Consider the following 16,044-nt stretch of genomic DNA (forward strand, 5'->3'; position numbering starts at 1 on the left):
GACCGGCGGGACGCCGGATGACCGCATGGAAGCCCGGGCCGCCACCAGGGGCAATGTGTCCGACACCCTCGGCGGGCGGTCACCCGCCCCGCCGGTCCGCCGCCAGATGCCCGGGGCGCCACCAGAAGCCGGCGTCCGGCCGGCCGAGGCCGTCCGCCCGTCCAGCCCGCCGCCGGACCGCCCGTCGAGCCGGCCGAGCCGGTCAGCGGCCCCGGCCCCTCCTGCGGCGGTCTCCGTCGTCGTCCTGACCGTCCTCGCGCGGGCCGAGCAGTTCGTCCGCGAGCGTCGGCAGGTCGTCCAGCGGTGTCTCCTCGGCCCAGTCCGACCGCCGGCGCCGGGGTGCCTGCTCGGGGTCGACCTGGGGCAGCTCACGCGTGCGGTCGTCGGACGCGTCGGACCGGGCCGCCGGGTCCTCGTCCCGGAAGAAGCCCGGCGGCACCCGGTCGGCGGGGTCGTCCCCGCGCACGGGCGGCAGCACGGCGGTCTCGTCGGCGGCACCCGGCGCCACCGGAGGCAGCACCGCCGTCTCGTCCACCGCACCCGGCGCCACTGGAGGCAGCACCGCCGTCTCGTCCACCGCACCCGGCGGCAGCGGCAGCTCGGCCGTCACCTCGGACTCGGACGCCCCGGAGGCCCCGGAACCGCGCTCGTCGCCGCGCGCACCCCGAACGTCGTCGCCCCGATCGTCCCGTACCGGCCGCAGTACCGCCGTGTCCTCCACCGGCCCGCCGGAGGCGTTCGTCGGCGTCACGACGGGCGTCTCCACGGTCGCCGCGTCCGGGGCCGACCTCTCCCGGGGGGCGTCGGCCGCGGGAGGAGCCGTCGGCTTCGGGCCCGCCGCGGCCGCTGCCGCCGCCTGTTCCGCCGCCCGGCGTGCCTCCTCGGCGCGCAGCAGGGCCTCCTCGGCCTTGCGCTGCTTCTCCAGGCGCCGCGCCTCCGCCTCGGCCCGCAGCCGGGCCTCCTCCTCGGCCTGCTTGCGCAGCCGCTCCTGCTCGGCCCGGCGACGTGCCTCCTCCTCGGCCCGCGCCTTCTCCTCCGCGAGGAGCCGTGCCCGCTCCTCCTCGGCGCGCCGGCGTGCTTCCTCCGCGCGCTGCCGTGCCTCCTCGGCCTGCCGCTCGGCCTCGCGCCGCTGGGCCTCCTCCAGCTCGCGCCGCTTGCGCTCCTCCTCCTCGGCGCGCAGCCGCTCCAGCTGCTCCTGGCGCTCGCGCTCCAGGCGCTCCTCCTCGGCCTTGCGGGCGGCCTCTTCCTCCGCCTTGCGCCGCGCCTCCTCCTCGGCCTTGCGGCGTGCCTCCTCCCGGGCCTCGATCTCGGCCTGGGACAGCGGCAGCACCTGGTCGAGCCGGGCCCGGACGACGGTCGTGACGGCCTCGGGCTCCTGGCCGGCGTCCACGACGAGGTAGCGCCCGGGGTCGGCGGCGGCCAGCGTCAGGAAACCGGACCGCACGCGCGCGTGGAACTCGGCGGGCTCCGACTCCAGCCGGTCCGGCGCCTCCGTGAACCGCTCGCGCGCGGCCTCCGGCGAGACGTCCAGCAGGACGGTCAGGTGCGGGACCAGACCGTTGGTCGCCCACCGGTTGATCCGGGCGATCTCGGTCGGCGACAGATCGCGTCCGGCGCCCTGGTAGGCCACCGAGGAGTCGATGTACCGGTCGGAGATCACCACCGCTCCGCGCTCCAGCGCGGGCCGGACGACCGTGTCCACGTGCTCCGCGCGGTCGGCGGCGTACAGCAGCGCCTCCGCGCGGTGCGACAGTCCGGCGCTGGAGACGTCCAGCAGGATCGACCGCAGGCGCTTGCCCACCGGCGTCGCACCCGGCTCGCGGGTGAGCACGACCTCGTGGCCCTTGACCCGGATCCACTCGGCGAGCGCCTCGGCCTGGGTGGACTTGCCGGCGCCGTCGCCGCCCTCCAGGGCGATGAAGAAACCGTTCGTCGCGGGCGCCGGCACCGGGTCGTCGCCGCCGAGCAGGGCGTCGCGCAGGTCCTGACGGAGCGGGACGCCGGACCGGTCGTCGACCTTGGCCAGCACCAGCGCGGCCACCGGCAGCAGCAGCGCGCCGACCAGCATCAGGACGAACGCGGCACCGCCGTGCGCGAAGACGAACTTGCCGTTCTCCAGGCGGTGCGGCCCGATCGCGGCAGCCAGCACGGGCGCGATCACCACGCCGAGCGCCACACAGACCCGTACGACCGCGTGCAGGTGCTCGGTGATCCGCGTCCGGCGGTGGTCCTCGCTCTCCTGGTCGAGCAGTGTGTGCCCGGTGTTGGCGGCCACGCCCGCGCCGACGCCCGCCAGCACGAGGAGCAGCAGCACGGTGGTGTCGTCCGGGACGAGCCCGGCGGCCAGCAGGGCGATGCCGGCGAAGGCGATCGCCAGGGACAGCAGCCGTCGGCGCGACAGGGAGGGCAGCAGGGCGGGGGCCGTACGGATGCCGACGACGACCCCGCCGGTCAGCGCGCCCACCATCAGTCCGTACAGCACCGGACCGCCACCCAGGTCCTTGGCGTGCAGCACGGCCACGGCGACCGCGGCGGACACCGCCATGGCGACCGCCGCGCAGGCGAGCACCAGCAGCGGGAGGGCGCCGGTGCGGCCCTTGTCCGGGCCCGTGCCGCTCTTGGGGCGGCGCAGGCCCTCCAGCGGCGACCGGGCGCGCGGGGTACGGACGCCGGGCAGCTCCAGGAAGGTCAGCACGGACAGGGACGCGGCGAACAGCCCGGCCGCGACGTACGAGCAGAGTGCCGCCTGGTGCTCCGCGAACCAGGCGATGCCGGCCCCCAGCAGGTTGTTCACCAGCCCCGCGACGACGAGTGCCGCCGCGGCGAGCGGGACCGCCACGAAGCCCGTGCGCAGCGACAGGCGGCGCAGCGCGTCCATGTGGTCCGGCAGCGGGCGCACCGTCGCGCCCTCCAGGGGCGGTGTGGGCAGCAGCGCGGGGGCCGCGCTCTCGCGGCACACCGTCCAGAAGCGCTCGGCGACGCCGGTGACGAAGACGGTCACCAGAAGGACGGCGAGCGCGTCGTCCGGCGTCCAGTCGATCCACAGCGGCGCGACGATCAGCGAAACGGCCCTCAGCCCGTCCGCGCCGACCATGGTCCATCGGCGGTCGAGCGGGCCGTCCTGCGAGGTGAGGGAGGTCAGCGGGCCCAGCAGTATCGCGCCGAAGAGCAGCGTGGCCAGGATGCGCACGCCGAAAACGATCGCCACTGCGAACGCCACGCCCCGGTAGCCCCCGCCGAAGGAGCCCGCGCCGATCGCGGCCTGGACGGCGAGAACGACCAGCACGAGGAGGGCGAGCACGTCGCCGACGCCTCCCACGAGCTGTGCGCTCCACAACCGCCTCAACTGCGGCTGGCGCAGCAGGGCGCGGACGGCGCGCTCGCGGGAGTCCGCGACCAGGGCGTCGTCCGGGGCTGGGTGAGGGGCCGTTGGCTGCTCGGCTCGCGTCATGCGTTCAGCCTATCGGGAGCCACGGACAGGCCCGAGTGCCCGGCCGGATGTACGCGCGCCCCGACACCGAATCGATGCCGGGGCGTTCGCTCAGCGAACGAGGGTGTGTCCCGCGCGCCCTGGTTCCGGGTCGGCTCAGTCCTCCGACGCCTTGGTGGCGGTCGCCTTCTTGGCGGCCGTCTTCGTGGCCGTCGTCTTCTTGGCCGCCGTCGTCTTCTTGGCGGCCGTCTTCTTCGCCGTCGCCTTCTTCGCCGGGGCCTTCTTGGCGGCGGTCTTCTTCGCCGTCTTCTTGGCGGGCCCCTTGGCGCGCTTCTCGGCGAGCAGCTCGAAGCCGCGCTCCGGGGTGATCGACTCGACGCTGTCGCCGGAGCGCAGGGTGGCGTTGGTCTCGCCGTCGGTGACGTACGGACCGAAGCGACCGTCCTTGACCACGACGGGCTTCTCGCTGACCGGGTCGGTACCCAGCTCCTTCAGCGGCGGCTTTGCCGCGGCCCGGCCGCGCTGCTTGGGCTGGGCGTAGATCGCCTGCGCCTCCTCCAGCGTGATCGTGAAGAGCTGCTCCTCGGACTGCAGGGACCGCGAGTCCGTGCCCTTCTTCAGGTACGGGCCGTAGCGGCCGTTCTGCGCGGTGATCTCGACGCCGTCGGCGTCGGTGCCGACGGTGCGCGGCAGCGACATCAGCTTCAGGGCGTCGTCGAGCGTCACCGTGTCCAGCGACATCGACTTGAACAGCGAGGCCGTCCGCGGCTTCACGGCGTTCTTGCCGGTCTTCGGGGTGCCCTCGGGGAGCACCTCGGTGACGTACGGGCCGTAGCGGCCGTCCTTGGCGACGATGGTGTGCCCGGTGGCCGGGTCGGTGCCCAGCTCGAAGTCGCCGCTCGGCTTGGCGAGCAGTTCCTCGGCCAGCTCGACGGACAGCTCGTCCGGCGCCAGGTCCGCCGGGATGTCGGCACGCTGGTGCTGCTCGGAGTCCTTCTCGCCGCGCTCGATGTACGGGCCGTAGCGCCCGACCCGCAGCACGATGTCGTTGCCGACCGGGAAGGACGACACCTCGCGCGCGTCGATCGCGCCCAGGTCGGTCACCAGCTCCTTGAGGCCGCCGAGGTGGTCCCCGTCGCCGTTGCCGGCCTCGGCCGCGCCGCCGTTGCCGGTGCCCTCGCCGAAGTAGAACCGCTTCAGCCACGGCACGGCCTGCGCCTCGCCGCGGGCGATGGCGTCGAGGTCGTCCTCCATCTTGGCGGTGAAGTCGTAGTCGACGAGCCGCCCGAAGTGCTTCTCCAGGAGGTTGACCACGGCGAAGGACAGGAAGGACGGGACGAGCGCCGTGCCCTTCTTGAACACGTAGCCGCGGTCCAGGATCGTGCCGATGATCGACGCGTACGTCGACGGGCGGCCGATCTCGCGCTCCTCCAGCTCCTTGACCAGCGACGCCTCGGTGTAGCGGGCCGGGGGCTTGGTGGCGTGACCGTCGACCGTGATCTCCTCGGCCGACAGGGCGTCGCCCTCGGCGACCTGCGGCAGCCGGCGCTCGCGGTCGTCCAGCTCGGCGTTCGGGTCGTCGGCGCCCTCGACGTAGGCCTTCAGGAAGCCGTGGAAGGTGATCGTCTTGCCGGACGCGCTGAACTCGACGTCCCGGCCGTCGGCCGCCGTGCCGCCGATCTTCACGGTGACGCTGTTGCCGGTCGCGTCCTTCATCTGGGAGGCGACGGTCCGCTTCCAGATCAGCTCGTACAGCTTGAACTGGTCGCCGGTCAGCCCGGTCTCGGCGGGCGTACGGAAACGATCACCCGAGGGGCGGATCGCCTCGTGCGCCTCCTGCGCGTTCTTGACCTTGCCGGCGTACGTCCTCGGCTGCGCCGGCAGGTAGTCGGCGCCGTACAGCTGCGTGACCTGGGCGCGCGCGGCGGCGACCGCCGTGTCGCTCAGGGTCGTCGAGTCCGTACGCATGTAGGTGATGTAGCCGTTCTCATACAGCTTCTGCGCGATCTGCATCGTCGCCTTCGCGCCGAAGCCGAGCTTGCGCGAGGCCTCCTGCTGCAGCGTCGTCGTACGGAACGGGGCGTACGGCGAGCGGCGGTACGGCTTGGACTCGACGGAGCGGACGGCGAACCGCGTGTTCTCCAGGGCGGCGGCGAGCGCGCGGGCGTTCGCCTCGTCGAGGTGGAGGGTGTTCGCGCTCTTCAGCTGCCCCAGCGAGTCGAAGTCGCGGCCCTGCGCGACGCGCCTGCCGTCGACGGTCTGCAGGCGTGCGACCAGCGACGACGGGTCGGAGGCGTCGCCCGCGCGACCGGTCGCGAAGGTGCCCGTCAGGTCCCAGTACTCGGCGGAGCGGAACGCCATGCGCTCGCGTTCCCGCTCGACCACCAGCCGGGTCGCGACGGACTGGACACGGCCCGCCGACAGGCGCGGCATGACCTTCTTCCACAGGACCGGCGAGACCTCGTAGCCGTAGAGGCGGTCGAGGATGCGGCGGGTCTCCTGGGCGTCGACGAGCTTCTGGTTGAGCTGGCGCGGGTTGGCCACGGCCGCCCGGATCGCCTCCTTGGTGATCTCGTGGAACACCATGCGCTTGACCGGGATCTTCGGCTTGAGCACTTCCTGGAGGTGCCAGGCGATGGCCTCGCCCTCCCGGTCCTCGTCGGTGGCGAGGAAGAGCTCGTCGGAGTCCTTCAGCAGATCCTTGAGCTTCTTGACCTGCGCCTTCTTGTCGGCGTTGACCACATAGATCGGCTGGAAGTCGTGTTCGACGTCCACACCGAGTCGGCGGACCTCGCCGGTGTACTTCTCCGGCACCTCCGCGGCGCCGTTGGGAAGATCGCGAATGTGCCCGACGCTCGCCTCGACGACGTAACCGGGCCCGAGGTAGCCCTTGATCGTCTTCGCCTTGGCAGGCGACTCGACGATGACGAGTCGGCGGCCGCCCTTCGCGGTCTCGCTGGTCGGGGACAACTTCGCTCTTCTCTCCGGTCGACGCTGGGCCTCCCCAGGCCGTGGTCCCGGGGTCGGGTCGTGCTGTGTTTCGGTCGTGACGCTGCGGAGTGTGACGGTACCTCCCGCCCCCGTGTCAAACGGGAAAAGCCCACAACGGCCACTCGAACGGTAACCCGACGAACCCTGTTTCTGCCGCCCGGACTGCTCAGGGGCCCTCACCTGCGTATCCGGAGCGCGATCTCCCGATTACCGGGGAGGGGGTGCGGCGTTCCTCCGGAACGGGGCGCTCACACGCGCGTCAGGCACCATGCCCCGAGGGCCAGCGAGACCACGGCGGCGACGGTCGCGAGGGTCGCCGATGCGACGGGGTTCACACCCTCGGCGACGGGCCGGCCGTGCCGCACCCGGCTCGCGGTCCACACCAGCAGTCCTCCCCCGAACAGGGCGAACACCATTCCCGCGAAGATCGCCGGCCCGCTCTCCATGATCTTCGTGCCTCTCTTCCGCAGCCCGCGAGTGCCCAGCCCCCGGGAGACTGACACGCACGGGCGGCGGGCAGGCGAACCCCGGGTGAACGGGCGGCCGACGGCACTTCGCCGCGGCCCGTTTCCCAGTGATGCCTACGTCACCCGCGGAATCCGGCGCGGCCGCCACGCCGGATCCGCCGGCACGTCCCTACGCCGGTTCGAGGAAACCCTGCTCCACCAGCAGCCGGATCTGGGCGGGCGTGCGGTCGCGCAGCGCCACCGGGTCCTCGCCCACCAGCTGGGCGATGGCGTCCAGGATGCGGCCGGCGCTCATGGTGCCGTCGCAGACGCCCGCGAACCCGGCGCCCACCGTGTCGACCCGGGTGGCCCGGCGCATACCGCGGTTCTGCCGCAGGACGACGTGCTCGGGGTCCTCGGCGCCGGGCAGCCCGACCTGTTCCTGGACGACCTCGCCGGCCAGCGTGAAGCTCGCTTCGAGCAGGGCGGCGTCGTCGTGCGTCCGCAGGTAGTCGACGCGGTCGAAGTGCGCCCGCACCGTCTCGCCGAGCGGCTGCTCGATCGGGTGCGGCCACTCCTCGGCGGTGATCGAGGGCTCGGCGGACCCGGTCTTCCGCAGCGTGATCCAGCCGAAGCCGACGGCCCTGACCTTGCGCGCCTCGAACTCGTCCAGCCACGCGTCGTACCGCGCCTGGTACTCGGCGACGTCGCCGCGGTGGTCCCCGGCGTCCCTGAGCCACAGCTCGGCGTACTGCGTGACGTCCTGCACCTCGCGCTGCACGATCCAGGCGTCGCAGCCCCGCGGCACCCAGGAGCGCAGCCGGTCCGTCCAGTCCTCGCCCTCCACGTGCTGCCAGTTCGCGAGGAAGTGCGCGAAGCCCCCCTCGTTCAGGCGCTCCCCCGCCTGCCCGACGAGCGTGCGGCACAGGTCGTCCCCGCCCATCCCGCCGTCGCGGTAGGTGAGCCGGGCGCCCGGGGAGATCACGAACGGCGGATTCGAGACGATCAGGTCGTACGTCTCGTCGTTCCGCAGCGGCTCGAAGAGCGAGCCCTCGCGCAGATCGGCGGCCGGGACACCGGACAGCGCCAGCGTGAGCGCGGTGATGTCCAGCGCGCGGGGGTTGACGTCGGTCGCCGTCACGCGTGTGGCGTGCCGGGCGGCGTGCAGCGCCTGGATGCCGGAGCCGGTGCCGAGGTCGAGGGCGGCGGCGACGGGCGTGCGGACGGTGATGCCGGCCAGCGTCGTGGACGCGCCGCCGACCCCGAGGACGACGCCCTCCGCGCGGCTGCCGATGCCACCGGCGCCGCCGACCGCGCAGCCGAGGTCGGAGACGATGAACCAGTCCTCGCCGCCGGGCCCGCCGTAGGGCCGTACGTCCACCGTGGCGGCCACCTCGTCGCCGCCCGTGCGGACGAGCCATCCGCTCTCCAGGCACCCGTCGACGGGCAGGACGTCCGCCACGCGCGCGTGGGACACCGGTTGCTGGAGCAGGAACAGCCGCACGAGCAGTTCCAGCGGCGTGTCGCCGCGGGTGGCCCGGAGCGCGGGCACGGTCTCGCTGCGCGACAGCGCCGCGTAGGCGGGGGCGCCGAGCAGCTCCAGCAGTCCGTCGGCGGTGAAGGAGGCCCCGAGCAGGGCGTCCCGCAACCGCGCGGTGACATCGGGGTGGTCGGCGGAGGGCAGGGGGGAGAGGCTGGCGTTACTCACGCCCCCCATTGTGAACCCGCGCCCTCCCCCGGGCCGCTGGAGCGGCCGTCAGCTCGCCGTCGCGGACGCGGAGGCCGACTTGCAGCTCGGCTGCTTGGCCATCGCCTTGCCGACCTCGCCCTCCTCCAGGGTCTTCAGCGCGTCGCTGCCGCTCTTGCTGAGCTTGTTCAGCTCGGTGGCGATGTCCTTGAGACCGTCGGCGAACTTCGCCTGGTCGTCGGTGTCGAGGGCCTCCACCTGCTTCCTCAGCGAGGCGTACGACGCGGAGAGGCCGTTGAGTTCGGTGACGGCGTCCTTCTGCTTCTTCTCGCCGTCCTCGACGTCCGGCGCCCCGGCCTTCTGGACGGTGCCGCCCATCGCCTTGTAGGCGTCGGACATGTCCTGGAACGCCTTCGCGTCGGTCTCCTGGACTTCTTCCGGCGTGCTGTTGTCCGAGGTCTGCTTCTGGATCGACGCGTTGGCGGCCTCGATCTTCTTCGCCTGCGGCTGTACGCCGTCGCAGACCTGCTTGGCCCAGGAGTCCAGCTTGTCGTCGCCGTCGTCGCTGCTGCATCCCGACAGCGCCAGTACCAGTACCGCACCGCCGGACAGTGCGGCCGCGAGCTTCTTGTTCACCGGATTGGTCCCTTCCATGGCTCTCGGCCCCGGAACATACACGCCGGATGGGGGACCCCTGCAGGACGAACATCCGTTAAGACCGTTATTGCAGCCATTTGCACCAAGCGAGAGAAGGCTCACGAAGAACGGCGCGCACACGCACGACACGGGCGGACGACGCGTCAACGCGCGCCGCCCGCCCGTGCTTTGAGCCGGACCTCGTACGACGGTCCGCCGAGGCGTGTGCGGGTGCCCGGGAACCGTCTACGAAACCACCGCCGTATCGGCCGACTTGGGCTCCCGGTCGGTGTTGTCCTCGTCACCCACGGCGATTCCGCGCCGCTTGGAGACGTACACCGCCGCGACGATGACGCCCAGCGCCACCAGCGCGACCAGCACCCGTACACCGATGCTCTTGTCGGCGCCGTAGGAGAACTTGATGACCGCCGGTGCGATGAGCAGCGCCACCAGGTTCATGACCTTCAGCAACGGGTTGATCGCCGGGCCCGCGGTGTCCTTGAACGGGTCTCCGACCGTGTCGCCGATGACGGTGGCCGCGTGCGCCTCGCTGCCCTTGCCGCCGTGGTGGCCGTCCTCGACGAGCTTCTTGGCGTTGTCCCAGGCTCCACCGGAGTTGGCGAGGAACACCGCCATCAGCGTGCCCGCGCCGATCGCGCCCGCGAGGAACGCCCCGAGGGCCCCCACGCCGAGCGTGAACCCGATGAAGATGGGCGCCATCACGGCGAGCAGCCCGGGCGTGGCGAGTTCGCGCAGGGCGTCCCTGGTGCAGATGTCGACGACCTTGCCGTACTCCGGTTTCTCGCTGTAGTCCATGATCCCGGGCTTCTCACGGAACTGCCGTCGCACCTCGAAGACCACCGAACCCGCCGACCGCGACACCGCGTTGATCGCCAACCCCGAGAAGAGGAAGACGACCGCGGCGCCCGCGATCAGCCCGACGAGGTTGTTGGGCTGCGAGATGTCCATCATCAGGCTCATGGGAGCGCCGTCGCCGCTGAGTTTCTCGCCCACCTCTCTGGCACCGGTGGTGATGGCGTCGCGGTACGAGCCGAACAGCGCCGCCGCCGCGAGCACGGCGGTGGCGATCGCGATGCCCTTGGTGATCGCCTTGGTGGTGTTGCCGACCGCGTCCAGGTTGGTCAGCACCTGTGCGCCCGCGCCCTCGACGTCGCCGGACATCTCGGCGATGCCCTGCGCGTTGTCGGAGACCGGCCCGAAGGTGTCCATGGCGACGATCACGCCGACCGTGGTGAGCAGGCCGGTGCCGGCCAGCGCCACCGCGAACAGCGCCAGCATGATCGACGTGCCGCCGAGCAGGAACGCCCCGTAGACACCCAGGCCGATCAACAGGGCGGTGTAGACGGCGGATTCGAGACCGATGGAGATACCGGCGAGGACGACGGTGGCGGGACCGGTGAGCGAGGTCTTGCCGATGTCCCTGACGGGCCGCCGGGTGGTCTCGGTGAAGTAGCCCGTCAGTTGCTGGATCAGGGCGGCGAGCACGATGCCGATCGCCACCGCGACGAGCGCGAGGATCCGCGGGTCGCCGTCCTTGCCCGCGATCGCGGTGTCGGTGACGCCGTCGAGGTCGGAGTACTTGCCGGGGAGGTAGACGAAGACGGCCGCCGCCACGAGCACCAGCGAGATCGCCGCGGAGATGAAGAAACCCCTGTTGATCGCGCTCATGCCGCTGCGGTCGGCCCGCCTGGGCGCCACCGCGAAGATGCCGATCATGGCCGTGACCACGCCGATCGCCGGCACCAGCAGCGGGAACGCCAGCCCGGAGTCGCCGAAGGCCACCTTGCCGAGGATCAGCGCCGCCACCAGGGTCACGGCGTAGGACTCGAAGAGGTCGGCCGCCATGCCCGCGCAGTCGCCGACGTTGTCGCCCACGTTGTCGGCGATGGTCGCGGCATTGCGCGGATCGTCCTCCGGAATGCCCTGCTCGACCTTGCCGACCAGGTCGGCGCCGACGTCGGCGGCCTTGGTGAAGATGCCGCCACCGACGCGCATGAACATCGCGATCAGTGCGGCACCCAGGCCGAAGCCCTCCAGGACCTTCGGCGCGTCGGCCGCGTACACCAGCACCACGCAGCAGGCGCCCAGCAGGCCGAGTCCCACCGTGAACATGCCGACCACGCCGCCCGTGCGAAAAGCGATCTTCGTCGCCTTGTGCGAGACGAGGGTGAGATCCTTTTCCGGTTCGCCCGGGGCCGGTGTCGCTTCCCGTGCCGCCGCGGCGACACGCACATTGCTGCGCACGGCGAGCCACATGCCGATATAGCCGGTGGCTGCCGAGAACGCCGCGCCGATCAGGAAGAACACCGATCGTCCGGCACGCTGATTCCAGTCGTCCGCGGGCAGCAGCATGAGCAGGAAGAACACGACGACGGCGAATACGCCGAGCGTGCGCAACTGCCGGGCCAGATAGGCGTTCGCGCCTTCCTGGACGGCCGCTGCGATCTTCTTCATGCTGTCGGTTCCCTCGCCCGCCGCGAGCACCTGGCGCACCAGGACGCCCGCGAGCACCAGCGCGGCCAACGCGACGACCGCGATGACCGCGACCAGCACGCGGTTCCCGTCGGTCAGCACCGCGGCCGCGAAGGTCGAGGGATCACCCAGCTGATGAGGGGTAGAAAGCTCCGCCATTCGTCCTCCTTGACGCTTGGGCTGAGCTCAAGATGTGGACGGATTGTAGGTACCGGAACCCGATCAAAACAGTGCACGACAAATAGAATTGGCCTGTCAACCGGAAAGCGTAATGCGCCAAAAGCATTGAGTTCGGGAACGCGGCCGTGATCCGTTTACCCGTGCGGTTGATCGTGAATGAATTCACTTAACTCCCGCACGGAACCACTGTATGCGCGGGCCTTGTCCTCCGCACATGGCAAAGGGCCCCACGTGAGGGCCCTTCGGGTGAACTTCGCGGGAGAGCGGCGGTGTCAGGCCAGCGGAACGATCCGGGGCGTGGTCGGCCAGGTCATGCGGATCAGTCCGCCGTCCTCGCCCGCCGTGACCTCCACGTCGTCGACGAGGCCGCTGATGACCGCGAGGCCCATCTCGTCCTCCTCGGCCTCCACGTCGTCGCTCCCGGCTCCGGGAGCCCCGGACACGAAGGACGCGTGCGGCGCCTCGTCGCCGACCTCGATGGAGAACTGCTTCTCGTCCTCGATCAGCGCCACCTTCACCGGCGCCGTGATGCCACCGTTCCGATGCAGCCCGACGGCCCGGCTGCAGGCCTCGCCGACGGCGAGCCTGACCTCGTCGAGGACGGCCTCGTCCACCCCGGCCCTGCGTGCCACCGCGGCCGCCACCAGACGGGCGGTCCGGACGTGCTCGGGCAGCGCGCTGAAGCGGAGTTCAACGGTGGCCATGCATCCCCCTCAGAACTACGGGCGTGCTCTCGGGGGACCGGGCCGCGCACGGCCCGGGCCCCCGGTTCCACTCTGTGTCCCGGGCCCTGGGCCCGGGAGCGGTCGTCAGTCGGTGGCCGCCACCGCTTCCTCGACCGAGGTGTGGATCGGGAACACCTTGGTGAGGCCGGTGATACGGAAGATCTTGAGAATGCGCTCCTGGTTGCAGACCAGGCGCAGCGAGCCCTCATGGGCACGCACCCGCTTCAGGCCGCCGACCAGCACGCCGAGCCCGGTGGAGTCGAGGAAGTCCACGCCCTCCATGTCGACGACGAGGTGGAAACTCCCGTCGTTCACCAGCTCGACCAGCTGCTCGCGCAGCTTGGGCGCGGTGTATACGTCAATTTCGCCACCGACCTCGACGACCGTACGATCGCCGACGGTACGGGTCGACAGGGACAGGTCCACGGATCCTCCAGCACCTTGCTATCGAGCGGTCGTCCCTCGGGACACCTCGGCTTGAAGCCCCCAGGACGGTTCGCCAGCCGCGATGGCATTCAATCACTTACCGGCAGGCGTGCACGACGCCTTGGTCCCATTGTCCGTCACGCCGGTGACACACTCGGTGCCGATGGCCAAGAATCACCGAACCGATCGATCCCCGGCGGAGCCCGTCTCCCGGCCGGAACCGGGCACGGTCCTGGGCCGGCTCGCCTCGGGGCCGAGCCGGGCTGCGCGCATCACTCATACGGAGCACTTGCCCCCACGGGCGGGTCGGCATGCCGTCTGGCCGGACCGGATTCGCCCGGAGGTGATCGCGGCGGTGCGCACCGCGGGGATCGAACACCCGTGGGCCCACCAGGCACAAGCGGCCGAGCACGCCCTGGACGGCGACTCGGTCGTCGTCGCCACCGGAACCGCCTCCGGCAAGTCCCTGGCCTACCTCGTGCCGGTCCTGTCCACCCTCCTGGACGGCTCCGAGGCCCCCAACGGCCGCGGCGGGACCGCCCTCTACCTCGCCCCGACCAAGGCCCTCGCGGCCGACCAGTGCCGATCGGTGAAGGAACTTTCACAGCCGCTCGGCGCGTCGGTGCGCGCCGCCGTGTACGACGGCGACACCCCGTACGAGGAACGGGAGTGGATCCGCCAGTACGCCACCTACGTCCTGACCAACCCGGACATGCTCCACAGGGGCATCCTGCCGTCCCACCCCCGCTGGTCCTCCTTCCTGAAGGCGCTGAAGTACGTCGTCATCGACGAGTGCCACACCTACCGGGGCGTCTTCGGCTCCCACGTCGCCCAGGTGCTGCGCAGGCTGCGCCGGCTGTGCGCCCGCTACGGCGCGTCGCCGGTGTTCCTGCTCGCCTCCGCCACCGCCGCCGAGCCCTCGGTGGCGGCCCGCCGGCTCACCGGCCTGCCGGTGGTGGAGGTCGCCGACGACGCCTCCCCGCGAGGTGAACTGGTGTTCGCCCTCTGGGAGCCGCCGCTGACCGAACTGGAGGGCGAGAAGGGCGCACCGGTTCGCCGCACGGCCACCGCCGAGGCCGCCGACCTGCTCACCGACCTCACCGTGCAGGGCATGCGCTCGATCGCCTTCGTGCGTTCCCGGCGCGGCGCCGAGCTGATCTCGGTGATCGCCCAGGAGCGGCTGGCCGAGGTCGACCGGTCGCTGGCCCGGCGCGTCGCGGCATACCGCGGCGGCTACCTCCCCGAGGAGCGACGCGCCCTCGAACGCGCCCTCCACTCCGGCGAGCTCCTCGGCCTCGCGGCGACCAACGCCCTCGAACTCGGCGTCGACATCTCCGGTCTGGACGCCGTGGTGATCGCCGGATACCCCGGCACACGGGCGTCGCTGTGGCAGCAGGCCGGCCGGGCGGGGCGGTCCGGGCAGGGGGCACTGGCGGTGCTGGTCGCCCGGGACGACCCGCTGGACACCTTCCTCGTCCACCATCCGGAGGCCCTGTTCGACCAGCCGGTGGAGTCCACCGTCCTCGATCCGGACAACCCCTACGTCCTCGCCCCCCACCTGTGCGCGGCGGCGGCCGAGCTGCCGCTGACGGACCAGGACCTGAAGCTGTTCGGCCCCGCGTGCGAGGAGCTGCTCCCCCAGCTGGAGGCCGCGAAGCTGCTGCGCCGCCGGACCAGGGCCTGGCACTGGACCCGCCGCGAACGGGCCGCCGACCTGACCGACATCCGCGGCGCGGGCGGACCGCCGGTCCAGGTCGTCGAGGCCGGGACGGGCCGGCTGCTGGGCACGGTCGACGCCGAGGCCGCCCACACGGCGGTCCACGAGGGCGCCGTGCACCTGCACCAGGGCCGCACGTATCTCGTGCGCTCCCTGGACCTGGAGAACTCCGTCGCGCTGGTGGAGCAGGCCTCCCCGCCGTACTCGACGGTCGCCCGCGACACGACGACGATCTCCGTCCTGGAGACGGACGTCGAGGTCCCGTGGGGCGACGGCCGCCTGTGCTACGGCTCGGTCGAGGTCACCAACCAGGTCGTCTCCTTCCTCCGCCGGCGCCTGATCACCGGCGAGGTCCTGGGCGAGTCGAAGCTCGACCTCCCTCCTCGGACGCTGCGCACGCGCGCGGTGTGGTGGACGGTCACCGAAGACCAGCTGGACGCGGCCCGGGTGAACCCGGAGATCCTCGGCGGGGCCCTGCACGCCGCCGAGCACGCGTCGATCGGCATGCTGCCGCTGTTCGCGACCTGCGACCGCTGGGACATCGGCGGCGTGTCGGTGCCGCTCCACCCGGACACGCTGCTGCCGACGGTCTTCGTGTACGACGGCCACCCCGGCGGCGCGGGCTTCGCCGAGCGCGCCTTCCACACGGCCTCCGCGTGGCTCGCGGCCACCCGCGAGGCCATCGCATCCTGCGAGTGCGACGCGGGCTGCCCGTCCTGCATCCAGTCCCCCAAGTGCGGCAACGGCAACGAGCCACTGCACAAGAGGGGAGCCGTGCGTCTCCTCACGGAGCTGCTGCGGGGGGCGGAGGCGGGGGAACGCCTGCAGACGGACGGTCAGTAGCCCGAAGGCCGTCGACCGGTGGCCCCGCAGGCAGAGGACCGGCAGGCAGAGAGCCGGCGGGGAGAGAGCCAGCAGGCCGAAGGCCGGCGGCGGGCGGGGGGCCGGCAGGTGCGGGCGGCCCCGCTCTCGCCCGGACCTCCGCCGCGAAGGGCCCCCGTCCCGACGCCGCCGTCACGTCCGAGATCCGGTCGGTCAGGACGCACCGCACGAGCCGCGTCCCCTGGGCCCGCGCGATGCCGTCCGCCCGGGCACACGCGGCCTCACCGCCCCGGGCCCAGTGGTCCGCCGCCGCGAGCGCCGCGAGATCGGCGCCGCCGGCCGCGCGATGCCGTGCCACGACGGCCTGCCCCAGGGCCAGCACCACACCGAACACCAGGCAGAGCACGGCGACTGCCCCCATGCTCCACACGGTCGCGGACCCGCGATCCGACCCCCGTCCGATCGCCGGACGGCACGAGTGTCCGCCCATC

At 72.1% G+C, this 16,044-nt stretch carries 10 protein-coding genes; 1 reads left to right on the forward strand and 9 read right to left on the reverse strand.

Features of this window, described 5'->3' with window-relative positions:
* Positions 1 to 202: 202 nt before the first annotated feature.
* From tmk to bldG, 8 genes are all read right to left on the reverse strand, one after another.
* Positions 203 to 3,451 carry a dTMP kinase gene (tmk, locus tag IE260_RS22840; RefSeq protein ID WP_189874794.1) on the reverse strand — a complete coding sequence of 1,083 codons (3,249 nt, stop codon included), beginning with the start codon at positions 3,449 to 3,451 and terminating at the stop codon, positions 203 to 205.
* Positions 3,452 to 3,586: 135 nt separating this feature from the next.
* The gene (gene topA / locus IE260_RS22845; RefSeq protein ID WP_189874796.1) at positions 3,587 to 6,400 is read right to left on the reverse strand and encodes a type I DNA topoisomerase; all 2,814 of its coding nucleotides are present in this window, start codon (positions 6,398 to 6,400) and stop codon (positions 3,587 to 3,589) included.
* A 269-nt stretch (positions 6,401 to 6,669) separates the two neighbouring features.
* On the reverse strand, positions 6,670 to 6,867 hold the full coding sequence (locus tag IE260_RS22850) for a hypothetical protein (RefSeq protein ID WP_189874798.1): 198 nt from the start codon (positions 6,865 to 6,867) through the stop codon (positions 6,670 to 6,672).
* Between the two features lie 190 nt (positions 6,868 to 7,057).
* On the reverse strand, positions 7,058 to 8,584 hold the full coding sequence (locus IE260_RS22855) for a DUF7059 domain-containing protein (protein ID WP_229881096.1): 1,527 nt from the start codon (positions 8,582 to 8,584) through the stop codon (positions 7,058 to 7,060).
* 39 nt (positions 8,585 to 8,623) lie between these two features.
* A complete protein-coding gene (locus tag IE260_RS22860) occupies positions 8,624 to 9,208 on the reverse strand; it encodes a small secreted protein (protein ID WP_189874802.1) in 585 nt (194 codons plus the stop codon).
* Between the two features lie 228 nt (positions 9,209 to 9,436).
* Positions 9,437 to 11,842: a sodium-translocating pyrophosphatase gene (locus tag IE260_RS22865; protein WP_189874804.1), complete on the reverse strand. Its 2,406-nt coding sequence runs from the start codon at positions 11,840 to 11,842 to the stop codon at positions 9,437 to 9,439.
* A 293-nt stretch (positions 11,843 to 12,135) separates the two neighbouring features.
* Positions 12,136 to 12,567 carry an ATP-binding protein gene (locus IE260_RS22870; RefSeq protein ID WP_189874806.1) on the reverse strand — a complete coding sequence of 144 codons (432 nt, stop codon included), beginning with the start codon at positions 12,565 to 12,567 and terminating at the stop codon, positions 12,136 to 12,138.
* A gap of 105 nt (positions 12,568 to 12,672) precedes the next feature.
* Entirely contained in the window at positions 12,673 to 13,014 is a 342-nt protein-coding gene (gene bldG, locus IE260_RS22875; RefSeq protein ID WP_003975386.1) for an anti-sigma factor antagonist BldG, read from the reverse strand.
* A gap of 82 nt (positions 13,015 to 13,096) precedes the next feature.
* Between bldG and sftH the strand changes: the two genes are divergently transcribed.
* Positions 13,097 to 15,574 (forward strand): DEAD/DEAH box helicase, encoded by a 2,478-nt coding sequence (sftH, locus tag IE260_RS22880; protein ID WP_189874808.1) that lies wholly within the window; start codon positions 13,097 to 13,099, stop codon positions 15,572 to 15,574.
* Here the strand turns inward: sftH and IE260_RS22885 are convergent.
* Positions 15,516 to 16,043 (reverse strand): Rv3654c family TadE-like protein, encoded by a 528-nt coding sequence (locus IE260_RS22885; RefSeq protein ID WP_189874810.1) that lies wholly within the window; start codon positions 16,041 to 16,043, stop codon positions 15,516 to 15,518. The genes sftH and IE260_RS22885 overlap by 59 nt on opposite strands.
* Position 16,044: the final 1 nt, after the last annotated feature.

The sequence above is a fragment of the Streptomyces viridiviolaceus genome, assembly GCF_014650995.1.
GTDB classification, from domain to species: domain Bacteria; phylum Actinomycetota; class Actinomycetes; order Streptomycetales; family Streptomycetaceae; genus Streptomyces; species Streptomyces viridiviolaceus.